General features: G+C 67.5%; 15 protein-coding genes and 1 pseudogene. 9 read left to right on the plus strand and 7 right to left on the minus strand.

Going from position 1 to position 14,768, the window contains the following annotated elements:
- Nucleotides 1-24 precede the first annotated feature (24 nt).
- Nucleotides 25-1,446 carry an MFS transporter gene (locus AC5P9W_RS03950; RefSeq protein WP_495218875.1) on the minus strand — a complete coding sequence of 474 codons (1,422 nt, stop codon included), beginning with the start codon at nt 1,444-1,446 and terminating at the stop codon, nt 25-27.
- Nucleotides 1,447-1,475: 29 nt separating this feature from the next.
- Here AC5P9W_RS03950 and soxR point away from each other — a divergent pair, with 29 nt between their 5' ends.
- Nucleotides 1,476-1,910, plus strand: a complete 435-nt coding sequence (gene soxR / locus AC5P9W_RS03955; RefSeq protein ID WP_111098569.1) for a redox-sensitive transcriptional activator SoxR — start codon at nt 1,476-1,478, stop codon at nt 1,908-1,910.
- 84 nt (nt 1,911-1,994) lie between these two features.
- Here the strand turns inward: soxR and AC5P9W_RS03960 are convergent.
- Nucleotides 1,995-2,624, minus strand: a pseudogene (locus AC5P9W_RS03960) (short chain dehydrogenase); the annotation flags it as partial.
- A 71-nt stretch (nt 2,625-2,695) separates the two neighbouring features.
- On the opposite strand from AC5P9W_RS03960, the gene AC5P9W_RS03965 reads away from it, so the two are divergent.
- Complete coding sequence (locus AC5P9W_RS03965) at nt 2,696-3,571, plus strand: LysR family transcriptional regulator (protein WP_019659471.1); 876 nt, start codon at nt 2,696-2,698, stop codon at nt 3,569-3,571.
- A 59-nt stretch (nt 3,572-3,630) separates the two neighbouring features.
- Here the strand turns inward: AC5P9W_RS03965 and proC are convergent, their stop codons facing one another.
- Together proC and AC5P9W_RS03975 are read right to left on the minus strand one after the other, a co-directional pair.
- On the minus strand, nt 3,631-4,452 hold the full coding sequence (gene proC / locus AC5P9W_RS03970) for a pyrroline-5-carboxylate reductase (protein ID WP_308305517.1): 822 nt from the start codon (nt 4,450-4,452) through the stop codon (nt 3,631-3,633).
- Between the two features lie 18 nt (nt 4,453-4,470).
- Nucleotides 4,471-5,148 carry a YggS family pyridoxal phosphate-dependent enzyme gene (locus tag AC5P9W_RS03975; protein ID WP_495218878.1) on the minus strand — a complete coding sequence of 226 codons (678 nt, stop codon included), beginning with the start codon at nt 5,146-5,148 and terminating at the stop codon, nt 4,471-4,473.
- An 87-nt stretch (nt 5,149-5,235) separates the two neighbouring features.
- Here AC5P9W_RS03975 and AC5P9W_RS03980 point away from each other — a divergent pair, with 87 nt between their 5' ends.
- The 3 genes from AC5P9W_RS03980 (at nt 5,236) to AC5P9W_RS03990 (ending at nt 8,693) form a co-directional block, all read left to right on the plus strand.
- Nucleotides 5,236-6,273, plus strand: coding sequence for a type IV pilus twitching motility protein PilT (locus AC5P9W_RS03980; protein ID WP_006422551.1), 1,038 nt, complete (start codon nt 5,236-5,238; stop codon nt 6,271-6,273).
- A gap of 99 nt (nt 6,274-6,372) precedes the next feature.
- Nucleotides 6,373-7,515, plus strand: a complete 1,143-nt coding sequence (locus tag AC5P9W_RS03985) for a PilT/PilU family type 4a pilus ATPase (protein WP_019659468.1) — start codon at nt 6,373-6,375, stop codon at nt 7,513-7,515.
- Nucleotides 7,516-7,709: 194 nt separating this feature from the next.
- Nucleotides 7,710-8,693, plus strand: coding sequence for an aldo/keto reductase (locus AC5P9W_RS03990; RefSeq protein WP_019659467.1), 984 nt, complete (start codon nt 7,710-7,712; stop codon nt 8,691-8,693).
- Between the two features lie 62 nt (nt 8,694-8,755).
- On the opposite strand, the gene AC5P9W_RS03995 is transcribed toward AC5P9W_RS03990, so the two are convergent.
- The gene (locus AC5P9W_RS03995; RefSeq protein WP_111098567.1) at nt 8,756-9,652 is read right to left on the minus strand and encodes a LysR family transcriptional regulator; all 897 of its coding nucleotides are present in this window, start codon (nt 9,650-9,652) and stop codon (nt 8,756-8,758) included.
- Between the two features lie 484 nt (nt 9,653-10,136).
- Between AC5P9W_RS03995 and AC5P9W_RS04000 the strand changes: the two genes are divergently transcribed.
- Nucleotides 10,137-10,349, plus strand: a complete 213-nt coding sequence (locus AC5P9W_RS04000) for a DUF4287 domain-containing protein (protein ID WP_111098566.1) — start codon at nt 10,137-10,139, stop codon at nt 10,347-10,349.
- 110 nt (nt 10,350-10,459) lie between these two features.
- A complete protein-coding gene (locus AC5P9W_RS04005) occupies nt 10,460-11,167 on the plus strand; it encodes a YitT family protein (RefSeq protein WP_029379885.1) in 708 nt (235 codons plus the stop codon).
- Between the two features lie 85 nt (nt 11,168-11,252).
- On the opposite strand, the gene AC5P9W_RS04010 is transcribed toward AC5P9W_RS04005, so the two are convergent.
- Together AC5P9W_RS04010 and AC5P9W_RS04015 are read right to left on the minus strand one after the other, a co-directional pair.
- Nucleotides 11,253-11,798: a DNA-3-methyladenine glycosylase I gene (locus AC5P9W_RS04010; protein WP_021202598.1), complete on the minus strand. Its 546-nt coding sequence runs from the start codon at nt 11,796-11,798 to the stop codon at nt 11,253-11,255.
- The gene (locus AC5P9W_RS04015; protein WP_495218881.1) at nt 11,795-13,618 is read right to left on the minus strand and encodes a DUF4153 domain-containing protein; all 1,824 of its coding nucleotides are present in this window, start codon (nt 13,616-13,618) and stop codon (nt 11,795-11,797) included. The genes AC5P9W_RS04010 and AC5P9W_RS04015 overlap by 4 nt, the downstream gene beginning before the upstream one ends.
- A gap of 91 nt (nt 13,619-13,709) precedes the next feature.
- Here AC5P9W_RS04015 and AC5P9W_RS04020 point away from each other — a divergent pair, with 91 nt between their 5' ends.
- Both AC5P9W_RS04020 and ruvX read left to right on the plus strand, forming a co-directional pair.
- Nucleotides 13,710-14,276: a YqgE/AlgH family protein gene (locus tag AC5P9W_RS04020; RefSeq protein ID WP_021202596.1), complete on the plus strand. Its 567-nt coding sequence runs from the start codon at nt 13,710-13,712 to the stop codon at nt 14,274-14,276.
- On the plus strand, nt 14,269-14,763 hold the full coding sequence (gene ruvX / locus AC5P9W_RS04025) for a Holliday junction resolvase RuvX (RefSeq protein WP_005415547.1): 495 nt from the start codon (nt 14,269-14,271) through the stop codon (nt 14,761-14,763). The genes AC5P9W_RS04020 and ruvX overlap by 8 nt, the downstream gene beginning before the upstream one ends.
- The last annotated feature ends 5 nt before the right edge of the window (nt 14,764-14,768 follow it).

Here is a 14,768-nt window from a genome sequence, read left to right on the forward strand (position 1 = left end):
CGGCACTACCGAAACCCGGCGGCGCTACACCCGCCGCGCGATCACCGCGGCCAGCACCGCCAGGCCGAAGGTGATCGCCAGGCACAGCAGGTAGCCGGTGTGCGGCGCGCTTTCCACGAACAGCGCGAACAACGCACCGGAGACCGCCAGCGCGGTGGCAACCGACAGGGCCTCGCTCAGCTGCAGGGCAGAGGTGTTGGCACCCTGCTCATGCGCTGCTGACAGTGACAGCGTCAGCACCGAGAGGCTGGCGTAGATCATGCCCATGCCGAAACCGGTGACCGTCCAGCCCACCAGGGCCACCGGCAATGGCACTGCATTGAACAACACCGCAAGCGTTGCGGCGATGCCGACCGTCATCATCGCCGTGCCGACGCGCAGCAGCTGCTGGCGTGACCAACCGCGCTGCTGGTGACCCTGCAGCCAGGAGCCGGCGAACCAACCGAGTGCGCCGAGGCTGAGCACCGCGCCGGCCCAGCTGGGCGGGAGCCCGCGTTCGCGCTGCAGCAGCAGCGGCAGGTAGGCTTCGCAGGCGAAGAATGCGGCAGCGGCGATGCCGCGCAGTGCGATCACGCTGGGCAGGCCCCTGCGCAGGATCAGCGTTCCGGCCGGCAGCAGGCGATGCACGCATAGCAGCAGCGCCAGCATCGCCACGCCGATGCAGAGCAGGGCGGTCGGACCATGCTGCTGGCCGCCGAAGTACAGCAGCAGCGCCGCCAGCGATGCACCACTGGCCCAACGCACGAGGTTGCCGCGCCCCTCGTCGTCGTTGCTGTCGGCGGAGGGCTGCATGCGCGCCAGCGCAGGCCGCAGCAACAGGGCAGCAGGGACTGCCAGCAGCGGCACCGCCAGGAACACCCAGCGCCAGCCGAGATGCTGGACGATCAGGCCGCTCAGCGCCGGGCCGACCATCGAGGGCACCACCCACCCCGCCGAGAATGCCGCGAACACCTTCGGCCGCAGGTGCTCGGGGTAGCTGCGGCCGACCATCACGTACAGCGAGACCGAAATCGCGCCCGCGCCCAGGCCCTGCATCAGGCGCCCGGCCACCAGCATGCCCATGCGCACGGCGAAGCCGGCCAGCAGCAGGCCCAGCACGAAGCAGGCCAGGCCGTACCACAGCGGCCGTGCCGGGCCCTGGCGGTCGGCCCAGCGTCCGGCCAGGGTCATGCCGATCACGCTGGTGGCCAGGGTGCCGCCAAAGGCCAGCGCGTACAGGCGCAGTCCATCGAGTGCTTCGGCCACGGTGGGCATCGCGGCCGCGACGGCCAGTGCTTCGAAGGCGTGCAGCGCGACCAGTGCGACCATGCCGATGGTCGTGGCGCGGTAGCGCGCGGACAGGATCGATGTGTCAGCCGGCAGGTGGGTGTCGGCGGGAGAGAGGGTCGGGGTCATACGGGTCAGGTGCGGGCCGCGCTTGTCAACGGGCGGCGAAGATAGCAGCATGCCACCTTAACTATAGTTGAGGTCAAGCAATGGCATCCCAGGAACTCAGCGTTGGCGAGGTCTCCCAGCGCAGTGGCGTGGCCGTTTCCGCACTGCATTTCTACGAGCGCAAGGGGCTGATCAGCAGCCTGCGCACCTCGGGCAACCAACGCCGTTACAGCCGCGACGTGCTGCGCCGGTTGGCGGTGATCCGCGTGGCGCAGCGGGTGGGCATGCCGCTGGAAGCAGTCGGCCGTGCCTTCGAAAGCCTGCCTGACGGCCGCGCACCAACCAAGGCGGATTGGGCCAGGTTGTCCGCGCGCTGGCGCACCGAGCTGGAAGTGCGAATCCACATGCTGCAGCTGCTGCGCGATGAACTGACCGGCTGCATCGGCTGTGGCTGCCTGTCACTGCAGCATTGCCGCCTGGCCAACCCCGGCGACGTCCTCGGCGAACGCGGCGACGGCCCGATGCGCTGGGAGTGAGCGACAAAAAGGGAACGCGCTCCCGGTAGCGCCGGGCCATGCCCGGCGGACGAAAACGACTTAATCCCCTCCGTCCCCTTTTTCTTACCAGACCGTGATGGTTTCGCCGCTCTGGATGCCTTCCACCGCGCGCTGGAAGGCCAGTGCCGCGCGCTGTGCGCTTACCGCTTCGAAGCCCGGGAAGTAGGGGCCGTAGGCCGCCATCGATTCGATCAGCACGTTCGGGCTGACCACGTTGATGCGCAGGCCGCGCGGCAGCAGCTCCAGTGCGGCGGCGCGCACGAAGCCTTCCAGTGCGGCATTCACTGCGGTGGCGTTGACGCCGTCGCGGATCGGCTGCGCGCTGATGATGCCGCTGGTCAGGGTGATCGAGCCACCGGCATTGAGGTGGTGCTGCGCGGCCAGTGCCAGCCGCACCTGTCCCAGCAGCTTGTCCTGCAGGCCGATAGTGAACTGCTCGGGCGTCATCTCCTGCAGCGGTCCGAAATGCACCGAGCCGGCGGTGGAGATCACCGCATCGACTGCGCCGGTACGCGAGAACAGTTCGGCGACGCTGGCGTCGTCGGTCAGGTCCACGCGCAGTTCGCCGCTGCTGCGGCCGGCGGCGAGAATCTGATGCTGTTGGCCGAGCTGACGGGCGACTGCCTGGCCGAGGGTGCCGCTGGCACCGACGAGGAGGATCTTCATGGCGGTTCCTTGCGTGAGGGTGTGAGCGCAGTCTGCGCCGTCACATTGGGGTTAGGTAAGCGGCGTATGATTTGCAGATTCCTAACTTTGGATTAGCAATGGATACCCTTCGCTGCATGCAGGCCTTCGTGGCAGTGGCCGAGCGCGGCAGCTTCGCCGGCGCCGCCGAACAGCTGCAGGTGTCGGCGGTGATGGTGGGCAAGTACATCCAGCAGCTGGAGGCGCATCTGGGCACCGCGCTGCTGCAACGGAACACCCGCCGCCAGCGCCTGACCGAAGCCGGCAGCGCCTATCTGGCCGGATGCCGGCAGGTGCTGGAGCAGGTGCAGCAGGCCGAGGCCGATGTGGCCGGTCTGCAGGTACAGCCACGTGGCCTGCTGCGGGTCAGTGCGCCGACCACCTGGGGCAGCTGCGTGCTGGCGCCGCAGCTGGCCGGCCTGCTGCGCGCACAGCCGCAGTTGAATATCGAGCTGGACCTGAGCAACCGCCGCGTGGATCTGATCGAGGATGGTTTCGATGTGGCGATCCGGGTCGGGCCGCTGCCATCGCAGGAACTGGTGGCGCGGCCGCTGCCGCCGTATGCGATGAGCCTGTGTGCGTCACCGTCGTACCTGCGCCGGCGCGGCACGCCGCGTACGCCCGCCGATCTGGCAGGGCATGACTGCCTGAGCCATCTGGCCTGGCGCGGTGGCCACGGCTGGCAGCTGGCCAACGGTGAACAGGTGGACTGGGAAGCGCGCCTGACCTGCAACGATGGTTTCGCGTTGCGCGAAGCTGCCGTTGCAGGAGCGGGTCTGGTGCTGCAACCGACGGCGCTGCTGGCTGGCGAAATTGCTGCCGGGCGCCTGAAGCCGCTGCTGCGCGACTACCTGCCCGAGGCGCGGCCGATGCACCTGATCTACCTGCCCGACCGCAGGCCACGCCCGCGGTTGCAGTGCTTCGTGGATTTCGTCATGACCACGTTGGGTCAATGAGCATCCACGCCATGCGTGGATGATGGTAGGTGCCGACCGTTGGTCGGCACACATCGGGATCAATCATTCGCCGCAGACAGTTCCTGCCCACGCACCTGCGCGGCGCGCAGTGCGGTGTCCACCAGCGCCTCGAAGCCACCGGCCTGGAAGCTCTCGATCGCGGCCTGGGTGGTTCCGTTCGGCGAGGTCACGCGGCGGCGAAGCTCGGCCGGGCTTTCGCCGGCTTCAGCCAGCATCCGCGAAGCACCCAGCAGGGTCTGCACCACCAGCGTGCGCGCGGCGTCGGCCGGCAGGCCCTGGGCAATACCCGCCGCTTCCATCGCTTCGGCCAGCAGGAAGACATAGGCCGGTCCACTGCCGGAGACCGCAGTCACCGAATCCATCAGTACCTCGCTCTCGATCCACACCGTGCGCCCGGCGCTGGCCAGCACCTGTTCGGCCTGCGCGTGCTGCTGCGTGTCCACCGACGGTGTGGCGAACAGGCCGGTCACGCCAGCGCCGAGCAGGGCAGGGGTGTTCGGCATCGCGCGCACCACTGCCTGGTCGCCTCCCAGCCAACGCTGCAGCTGCGCACTGGTGATGCCGGCGGCAATCGACACCACCAACGGCTGGTTTGCCTGGGCCAGCGCCTGCAGCGACTGGCAGACCTCACGCAGCACCTGCGGCTTCACCGCCAGCAGCCAGGTGCTGCCCTGCGCAGCGGCATCAATCGCGTTGTCATGCACCTGCACACCGAAGTCGGCGGCCAGCGCCTGGCGCAGTGCGGCCACCGGTTCGGCGACGTGGATGTGCGCGGCGGGTGTGCCCTGGCGGATCAGGCCGGCGATCAGGCTGCGCGCCATGTTACCGCCGCCGATGAAGGTGATGGAATCAGTTGCCATGGACGTCTCCTTTGAAAATCAGGCCGGGCGCGGGCGCGCGCCGAACAGGGCGGTACCGATGCGCACCAGGGTGGCGCCCTCGGCGATGGCTTCGGCGTAGTCGCTGCTCATGCCAATCGACAGCGTGTCGACCTGCGCGTGCTGGGCGGCCAGCGACTGGAAAAGCGTGCGCATGCGCACGAATGCATCCCGACGGCGCTCGGCCTCGGGCCACGGCGCCGGAATCGCCATCAGTCCGCGCAGGCGCAGGGTGGGTTCGGCGGCAATTGCGGCGGCGAGTGCGTCCACTTCCTCCGGTGCACAGCCATGCTTGCTGGATTCGTCGTCGATGTTGACCTGGATCAGCACATTCAGCGGGCCGCGTGCGGCCGGGCGATGGCGCGCCAGCGCCGTTACCAGCTTGGGCCGGTCCACGCTCTGCACCCAGTCGAAGTGGGTGGCCACGGCATCGGCCTTGTTCGACTGCAGGTGGCCGATCAGGTGCCACTCCAGCGCCAGGTGCTGCAGCGCCTGCATCTTGGCCAGCGCTTCCTGCACATAGTTTTCGCCGAAGGCCTGCTGGCCCTGTGCGGCCAGCGCAGCCACGGCCTCGGCCGGTTGGGTCTTGGACACGGCCAGCAGGCGCGGATCGGGCCGGCCGGCCGCCTCGGCGGCGGCATGCAGGTTGCTCAGGATCTGGGGCAGGGGAGTGGCCACGTAACGCGTTCCATTGAATCAGGAGGCTATACTGCCGCCCGGGGAAAGATCCTTCCAGTCGAAGCCGTTATTGGGGAGTAGCCGCTCATGGATATCGCCGAACTGCTGGCGTTTTCCGTAAAGAACAAAGCGTCCGACCTGCACCTGTCTGCAGGCCTGCCGCCGATGATCCGCGTGGACGGCGATGTTCGCCGGATCAACATCCCGGCCCTGGACCACAAGCAGGTCCACGCGCTGGTGTACGACATCATGTCCGACAAGCAGCGCCGCGATTATGAGGAATTCCTCGAAGTGGACTTCTCCTTCGAGATCCCGTCGCTGGCGCGCTTCCGTGTGAACGCGTTCAATCAGAACCGCGGCGCCGGTGCGGTGTTCCGTACCATTCCGTCCGAGGTGCTCACCCTCGAGGACCTGGCCTGCCCGCCGCTGTTCCGTGAAGTGATCCAGCAGCCGCAGGGCCTGATCCTGGTGACCGGCCCGACCGGCTCGGGCAAGTCGACCACGCTGGCGGCGATGATCGACTACATCAACAAGAACGAATACGGCCACATCCTCACCGTCGAGGATCCGATCGAATTCGTGCACACCTCGCAGAAGTGCCTGATCAACCAGCGCGAAGTGCACCGCGACACGCATGGCTTCAACGAAGCGTTGCGCTCGGCACTGCGCGAGGACCCGGACATCATCCTGGTCGGCGAACTCCGCGACCTGGAAACCATCCGCCTGGCACTGACCGCTGCGGAGACCGGCCACCTGGTGTTCGGCACCCTGCACACCAGCTCGGCGGCCAAGACCATCGACCGCATCATCGACGTGTTCCCGGCCGGCGAAAAGCCGATGGTGCGCTCGATGCTGTCCGAGTCGCTGCGTGCGGTGATCTCGCAGGCGCTGCTGAAGAAGGTCGGCGGTGGCCGCACCGCAGCGTGGGAAATCATGGTCGGCACGCCGGCCATCCGCAACCTGATCCGCGAGGACAAGGTGGCGCAGATGTACTCGGCCATCCAGACCGGCCAGCAGTACGGCATGATGACCCTGGACCAGCACCTGCAGGACCTGGTCAAGCGCAGCCTGATCACCCGCAACCAGGCCCGCGACTACGCCAAGGACAAGCGCCTGTTCGAGTAAGGCAGGGCAGCCACGGGCGGCGCGTGCAATGGCGCGGCCGCTCCGTGTTGTTTCCTCCACCGACCGTTACCTGGTAAACCGCTTTTCCGGGAGCCTGCCGTGAACACCACCGCGACCACCATCGATTTCACTTCGTTCCTCAAGCTGATGGCGCACCAGCGCGCCTCGGACCTGTTCATCACTGCGGGCATGCCGCCGGCGATGAAGGTCAACGGCAAGATCTCGCCGATCACGCAGACTCCGCTCACGCCGCAGCAGAGCCGCGACCTGGTGCTCAACGTGATGACCCCTGCGCAGCGCGAGGAGTTCGAGAAGACGCATGAATGCAACTTCGCCATCGGCCTGTCCGGTGTCGGCCGCTTCCGCGTCAGCTGCTTCTACCAGCGCAACCAGGTGGGCATGGTGCTGCGTCGCATCGAGACGCGCATTCCGACCGTGGAAGAGCTGAGCCTGCCGCCGATCATCAAGACGCTGGCGATGACCAAGCGCGGCATCATCCTGTTCGTTGGTGCCACCGGTACCGGCAAATCGACATCGCTGGCGGCGATGATCGGCTACCGCAACCAGAACTCGACCGGCCACATCATCACCATCGAAGATCCGATCGAGTTCGTGCACAAGCACGAGGGCTGCATCATCACCCAGCGCGAGGTCGGCATCGATACCGACAGCTGGGAAGCGGCCCTGAAGAACACCCTGCGCCAGGCGCCGGACGTGATCATGATCGGCGAGGTGCGTACCCGCGAAGGCATGGACCACGCCATCGCGTTCGCCGAAACCGGCCACCTGGTGCTAGCCACGCTGCATGCCAACAATGCCAACCAGGCGATGGATCGCATCATCAACTTCTTCCCGGAAGACCGCCGCAACCAGCTGCTGATGGACCTGTCGCTGAACCTCAAGGGCGTGGTCGCGCAGCAGCTGGTGCCGTCGCCCGACGGCCGCTCGCGCAAGGTGGCGATGGAGATCCTGCTGGGCACGCCGCTGGTGCAGGACTACATCCGCGACGGCGAGATCCACAAGCTGAAGGAAGTGATGAAGGACTCGGTCCAGCTGGGCATGAAGACCTTCGACCAGAGCCTGTTCGAGCTGTACCAGGCCGGCGAGATCAGCTACGAGGACGCACTGCGCTACGCCGACTCGCAGAACGAAGTGCGCCTGCGCATCAAGCTCAGCCAGGGCGGCGACGCGCGCACGCTGTCGCAGGGCCTGGATGGGGTGGAGATCTCCGAGATCCGGTGACCTGGCGATGTGTGGAGTCGACTGTCAGGAAGCGCAGTCGACTAACAGTCGACTCTACCCGTCGACTCTACCCGTCGACTCTACTGGGCGCGCAGGCGATTGATGAATTCCAGTCATGACCGACTGTCGTCCAACCGGCTCAATCCATCGCCGCTGCAGGCGTATCGTCAGCACTCCCCCTCTGGAGTACGACGATGCAGACACGTGAACTCGGCCGCAGCGGCCTGAAGGTTTCCGCCCTGGGCCTGGGTTGCATGGGCCTGACCCATGCCTACGGCCAGCCGGTCGAACCGAGCCAGGGCATCGCCCTGCTGCACGCTGCCGTCGAGCGCGGCGTGACCTTCTTCGATACCGCCGAAGTGTATGGCCCGTACACCAACGAAGACCTGCTCGGCCAGGCCCTGGCACCCTACCGCGACAGGCTGGTGATCGCCACGAAGTTTGGTTTCAGGGACGCGCGCACCGATGCCGGCCTGGACAGCCGCCCGGAGAACATCCGTGCCGTGGCCGAAGCCAGCCTCAAGCGCCTGCGTACCGACCATATCGACCTGTTCTACCAGCACCGCGTCGACCCGAACGTGCCGATCGAGGACGTGGCCGGTACCGTGCGCGACCTGATCGCCGAGGGCAAGGTCGGCCACTTCGGCCTGTCCGAGGCCAGTGCTGCCACCGTGCGTCGCGCGCATGCGGTGCAGCCGGTGGCTGCGGTGCAGAGCGAGTACTCGCTGTGGTGGCGCGAACCGGAGCGTGAACTGCTGCCGACGCTGCAGGAGCTGGGCATCGGCTTCGTGCCGTTCAGCCCGCTGGGCCGCGGCTTCCTGACCGGTGCGATCAACGCCGACACCACCTTCGACGCCAACGATTTCCGCAACAGCGTGCCGCGTTTCGAAGTGGAAGCGCGTCGCGCCAACCAGGCGCTGGTGGATCGCATCAGCACGATCGCGGCGGCGCGGGGTGCGACCCCGGCGCAGGTGGCGCTGGCCTGGCTGCTGGCACAGGCGCCGTGGATCGTGCCGATCCCAGGCACCACCAAGGTCCATCGTCTGGAGGAAAACCTGGGCGCGGCCGACCTGCAGCTGGCACCGGAGGAGCTGCAACGCATCGCACAGGCGCTGGACGAAGTGTCGATCGTCGGCGAGCGCTACAACGCGCAGCGCGCCGCCCAGGCCAAGGGCTGATCAACAGCTGGGTGCGGACCGTTGGTGGTGGGGGCGGACCGTTGGTCCGCACTCCTTGATCCTCACCCCATCGGCCCACGCAGCGCATCAAGCACCGTCCGCATCGCCACGGTCACGTGGCGGCGCGAGGGGTAGTACGCGTAATAGCCATCGAAGTGCGGGCACCAGTCGTCCAGCACCGAAAGCAGGCGGCCGTCGTCCAGCATCGGCTGTACCTGGTCCTCCGGCAGCCAGGCCAACCCGCTGCCTGCCAGTGCGGCGGCGCGGGTCATGCCCATGCTGTTGAAGATCCACTGGCCGCTCACACGCACGCTCAGTTCATTGCCGTCCTGGCCGAAATCCCACGGCATCAGCCCGCCATGCGTGGGCAGGCGCAGGGTGACGCAGTTGTGCCCGGCCAGGTCGTCCGGGTGCCGCGGCACCAGGTGCTGGCGGAAGTAGCTGGGCGCCCCGACCACGCGCATGCGCAGCGGCGGGCTGATCGGTACGGCGATCATGTCGCGCGCCAGCCGCTCGCCCAGGCGGATGCCGATGTCGTAGCGCTCGGCCACGATGTCGGCCAACCCGTAGTCGGCCGCCAGTTCCACCTTCAAGTCCGGATACTGCTGCAGCAGCGGCGCCAGCCTGGGCCAGGCGATGTACTCGGCGGCGTGGCCGGTGGCATTGATGCGGATGGTGCCGGCCGGGCGTTCACGGTACTCGGCCAGCGCGGCCAGCCCATCCTCGATCTCGGCCAGGCGCGGGGCCAGCGTTTCCAGCAGGCGGGCGCCGGCTTCGGTGGTGGACACGCTGCGGGTGGTGCGGGTCAGCAGGCGCACGCCCAGGCGCTGCTCCAGTCCGCGCATGGCATGGCTGAGCGCGGACTGGGACACGCCCAGCTGGGCGGCAGCCTTGGTGAAGCTGCCCTCGCGGGCAACGTGGACGAAGGCCTGCAGGTCGTTGAGGTTTTCGCGGGGCATGAGAGGATGATACGGCCGCGCTGCGCCCGGCAGCTGCCGAATCAACGTCAACGGCAACGTCAAAAGCTGGCTTCCCGTGGGAGGCGGGGTGGCTCAGGTTGCAGGGGACGGCGCAAGTCCCCCTCCGGGGCCCGGCCCAGCCGCTGGCGGCTGTGCGTTCGGGCGCTTGCGAAGCAGTGCTTCGCAAGCAAAGCGCCCTCACCCATGTAGCCTCGGTCGCGCTTGCTCGTGTGCGCTGTCCTGCGCACACGGCAAGACCGGGGTTGGGCGTCCTGCCCAACCCGTCCGAGGCATGCCTCGGGACCATGGCGCTCACGCCCCCGCAACCTGAGCCACCCCGCCTTCGACAATTTCCCGCGAGCTGTTGGAACGGCATTCTGCTTTGGTGGGTGCCGACCGTTGGTCGGCACTGGGTCGGACGTGTGGGTATGTCGATTTCTGCGTCTGTGGTTCGTCGAATGAATGACTTCAACGGGAGCTGCACATGAGCACTGACACCAAGCCCAAGGGCCCGGCCTCGTACTTCCCCTCCATCGAGAAGACCTATGGGCAGCCGGTCGCCCAGTGGCTCGGGCTGCTGGCAGGGAAGAAGGGCCTGAAACACATGGAACTGGTCAGCTTCCTGAAAAGTGAGCATGGGCTGGGCCATGGCCATGCCAACGCGCTGGTGGCGCACCATCTGGCCGGCAAGGGCTGAGCAGCGGCGGGCCCGGGGCAGGGCGGGGCGCATTCAGCTGAACGATTTCATCTGCAACTGTCATGCAGATCGTGTCTAATACCGCTCCCCACCTGCTGTTCCCCACCCGTATGTCCCTTCCCTCCCATGGCCCCGCGCCGTGCGACGACGCTGACGGCCACCTGGTCACCGCCGGTCCGCTGACCCCGCCGCCCGACAGCGCCGGTACCACCGCCGACGAAAAAGCGCTGCGTCACTCGATCGCCGAGGACGTGCAGGGCATGGTGCTGGCCACGATGGTGGCCTCGCTGGGCCTGGCCATCTTCGCCAAGAGTGGACTGATGATCGGCGGCATGGCCGGCATGGCGTTCCTGCTGCATTACGCGCTGGACTGGAACTTCGGCGTGGTGTTCGTGCTGGTCAATCTGCCGTTCTACTGGGTGGCGGTGCGGCGCATGGGCTGGGAATTCACCCTGAAGACCTTCGCCGCGGTCACCGCCTGTGGCGTGCTGACCGACCTGCTGCCGCGCTGGATCGACTTCTCGCACATCCACCCGCTGTATTCGGCGATCGTCGGTGGCGCATTGTCCGGCCTGGGCATCCTGTTCTTCATCCGGCACCGTGCCAGCCTCGGCGGTATCGGCATCCTGGCGGTGTACCTGCAGCGCACCCGTGGCTGGAGCGCGGGCAAGGTGCAGATGTCCTACGACGCCTGCCTGATGGTGGCCGCGTTCTTCGTGCTGTCGCCGTCGAAGGTGCTGTATTCGGCCATCGGCGCGGTGGTGCTCAGCCTGGTGCTGATGTTCAACCACCGCCCTGGCCGCTACATGGGTGTGTGATCGCGCTCTCCGCGTTCGCCGGGCATGGCCCGGCGCTACTACGTGGCGGTTCCGGTAGCGCCGGGCCATGCCCGGCGGCCGTCCTTCAACGTACGGCGGCCTGCAGCCACGGCGGTGACAGCATCAGCAGCCGCGCATGCACCGGGCAATCCTCGGCGTGCGCACCGGGCAGGTAGCCCAGGCTCATCAGGAATTCGCCGGTGATCTCGCCGCCGGTGAAGCGGAACGTCTTCTTGAACAGCTTCACCCAGTCGGCCTTGCTGCGCGGGTGGTGCGCATCCAGCCACGCCGCGAAGCTGCCATGGCTGGCCCGCAACTGCTGGATCACCTGCGCGTTGTGGATCGCCGCCAGCACCTTCAGGCGGTTGCGGATGATGCCCGGGTCCGACAGCAGGCGCGCGATGTCCTGCTCGGCGTAGGCCGCCACGCGGTCCACATCGAAGCCGTCATAGGCTGCGCGGAAGCCCTCGCGCTTCTTCAGGATCGTTTCCCAGCTCAAACCGGCCTGGTTGATTTCCAGTACCAATCGCTCGAACAGTTCACGCTCGTCCCGCTGCGGGAAGCCGTACTCGTTGGCGTGGTAGTAGTCGTGCACCGGATGGCCGGGGGCAATCAGGCAGTAACCGCTCATGGGGAAGGCTCGTTGGATTCGGATTCGGATTCGGATTCGGATTCGGATTCGGATTCGGGTTCGGGATCGATGGCCACTGCAGGGTGCCCGCCGATGGACAGCATCGGCCAGCGCGGTGGCACGAGCGTGAGTTTGCCGTTACGCAGGGCCTGGTTGATCGCCTCGGCCGGGCCGCTGACGGTGCCGAACAGCGCACCGGCCCGGCGCCACTGGGAATCGCTGCCACGTGCGTACAGCACGCAGTCCGGTCCACGGTGGGTGTACAGCTCGCACAGCAGCACTTCGCCGGTACCATCACCGTCCAGGTCGCGATGCACGACCAGGCAGTCGCGCTCGCTCTGTGCGCAGGATTCGCCATTGATCGATCGGGTGGCCAGAGCTTTCCACCAGTCGTCCGGTGGCGAGCTGGATCCGGCGGCCAGCTTCAGCGCGCGCCGCAGGGCGGCGACGTCCTGCGGCCCCTTGTCGAGGCGATGGCCGTCGTCCCAGCGTGAGGTGCGTGCCAGTGCTGCAGCGATCACCTGTGGCGCGTTGGCATCGGCGGTGATGGCCGGATCGCGCTGCAGTTCGCGCAGCGCCTGCACGCCACGGCGCCCCAGATCGAAGCGCAGCACGTTGACGTCGCTGCTGGTGATCGCCGGCGGGTCCGCGCGCAGGCGCTCCAGTTGGCTGGACAGGGTCAGCCGCACCGGGTCCAGCAGGGGCGAGTTGCCGAGCAGGGCCAGTGCGAGCACCACCCAGCACATCCAGCGGTTGACCGGTTCCAGCGCCTGCAGCCAGCGGCCCTGGCGACGCAGTACCGCCAGCGTATAGCCCAGGGCATAGCCGGCCACGGCCAGCGCGATCAGCAGTGCCCAGAACCGGTCCACGGTCCAGCCGTACTGCACCACGCGCAGGCCTAGCGCATACAGCGCCAGCGCGGCGTAGACCGGCAGCGCCAGCAGGCTGGCCTCGACCAGACGGCGCAGCACGAGAGGGTACGGCGCGGAGTCTTCCCCCTGCTGGTAGACCGCATTGGTGAACGTCACCAGCAGCAGTGACACCACCACCAGTAGGCTGGCGGCCGAACGGGTCTTCCACAGTGGTTCCAGCCCGGCAAGCGGCAGGCTCAGCACGAACAACACGGCGATGAACGAGAGCAGTGGCAGCAGCCCGCGGCAGATCGCGAACAGCACCTGGCGGGTGATCTGGATCGCCCGATGCTGGGTGCGCCCGATCAGCACGCCAAACCCGGCCAGGCTGCCGGTGGCCAGTGCGATGAAAGCATCCTGGCGGAACAGATCGCGGAAGAAGGTGACCTCCAGCAGCTGGAACAGCGCCGCCCACAGCCACAGCAGCAGCCAGGTCAGCCCGGTGAACAACGCCGCCAGGGCCAGGGTCAAGCCGTTCTGCCAGGCGCGCTCGAACAGCTCGGGGTAGCTGGCGCGCCACTGACCGTGCTGCAGCTGGAACTGCCACCAGGGCAGGGCCACGAACACCGCCACGCCCATGCCCAGGGTCAACGGAAACTGCAGCGCGCCCGATTCCAGTGCGGCCTCGCCATTGAGGTTCCAGCCGATCCAGGCGGCCAGTGCCAGCACCACCACCGAGCCGAGCGCCGCCTGCAGCCACAGGCGGCGTTGGCCCAGCTCGACCAGGCTCAGCGCCACCGCGCTGGGAATGGCCAGCACCCAGGCGTACCAGCAGTAGCGCCAGCCGATATCGCGGAACGGCCACGCATCGGACAATTCCTGCGCGGCATACAGCATCAGACCCTGCAGCAGGGCGATCAGGACGATGGCGCTGCGTGCCGGCAGGGTCAGGGGCGATGAAGACTGCATCGATGACCTTCCGTGGCAAAGCACCATCCTAGCCCATCGCGGTTCGGCGCCATCGCGCGACCATCCCGCCCCCAGCAGGTAGAATGGGCCCATGCCTGTAATGCCGACCTCCCTTGCCGATCACCTGCTCGTCGCGCTGCCGTCGCTGCTCGACGCGACCTTTGCCCGCAGCGTCGCGCTGATCTGCCAGCACGACGAGAACGGGGCGATGGGCGTACTGGTCAACCAGCCTTCCGAATACACGCTGGGTGAAGTGCTTGCGCAGATGGACATCACCACCGGTGATGGCGAGCTGCAGGCGCGCATGGTGCTCAATGGCGGTCCGGTGCATCCCGAACGCGGCTTCGTCATCCACGACGACGCGCGCGCGTGGGATTCCAGCCTGACCGTGGGCGACGGCCTGTACCTGACCACCTCGCGCGACATCCTCGAAGCGATGGCGCGTGGCGAAGGCCCGGCCAATGCGGTGGTCACCCTCGGCTGTGCCGGTTGGGGCGCAGGGCAGCTGGAAAGCGAGCTGTCCGAGAACAGCTGGCTGACCGTGCCGGCCGATGCCGAGCTGGTGTTCCAGCTGCCGCTGGAGCAGCGCTGGCAGGGGGCGGCTGCGCGCATCGGCGTGGACCTGTTCCGGCTGACCGACTACAGCGGCCATGTCTGAGCCGGCCGCGCCCGCACCGGTTCCTGCTGCCCCGGCGATCCGCCGTGACGGCACCGTTCTGGGTTTCGATGTTGGCTCGCGACGCATCGGCGTGGCCATCGGCAGTGCTTTCGCCGCCCATGCGCGCGCGGTGGCCGTGGTCGATGTGCACGGCAACGGCCCGGACTGGACCGCGATCGAGCGCCTGCTCAAGGAATGGAAGCCCGACGGCCTGGTGGTCGGCGATCCGCTTACGCTGGACGGCCAGGACCAGCCCAACCGCAAGCGCGCGCAGGGCTTCGCCCGCCAGCTGCGGGAACGTTTCAAGCTGCCCGTGGTGATGATCGACGAGCGTTCCAGCTCGGTCGAGGCCGCACGCCGCTTCGCCGTCGAGCGCGCCGAAGGACGCAAGCGCCGCCGCGATGCGGCCGCCCTCGATGCTGTGGCCGCGGCGGTGATCATCGACCGCTGGCTGTCGTCCCCCGACGACGCCACCCCCATTCCCTGACTGCA

The organism is Stenotrophomonas sp. YJH_SMC_33, from assembly GCF_059372295.1.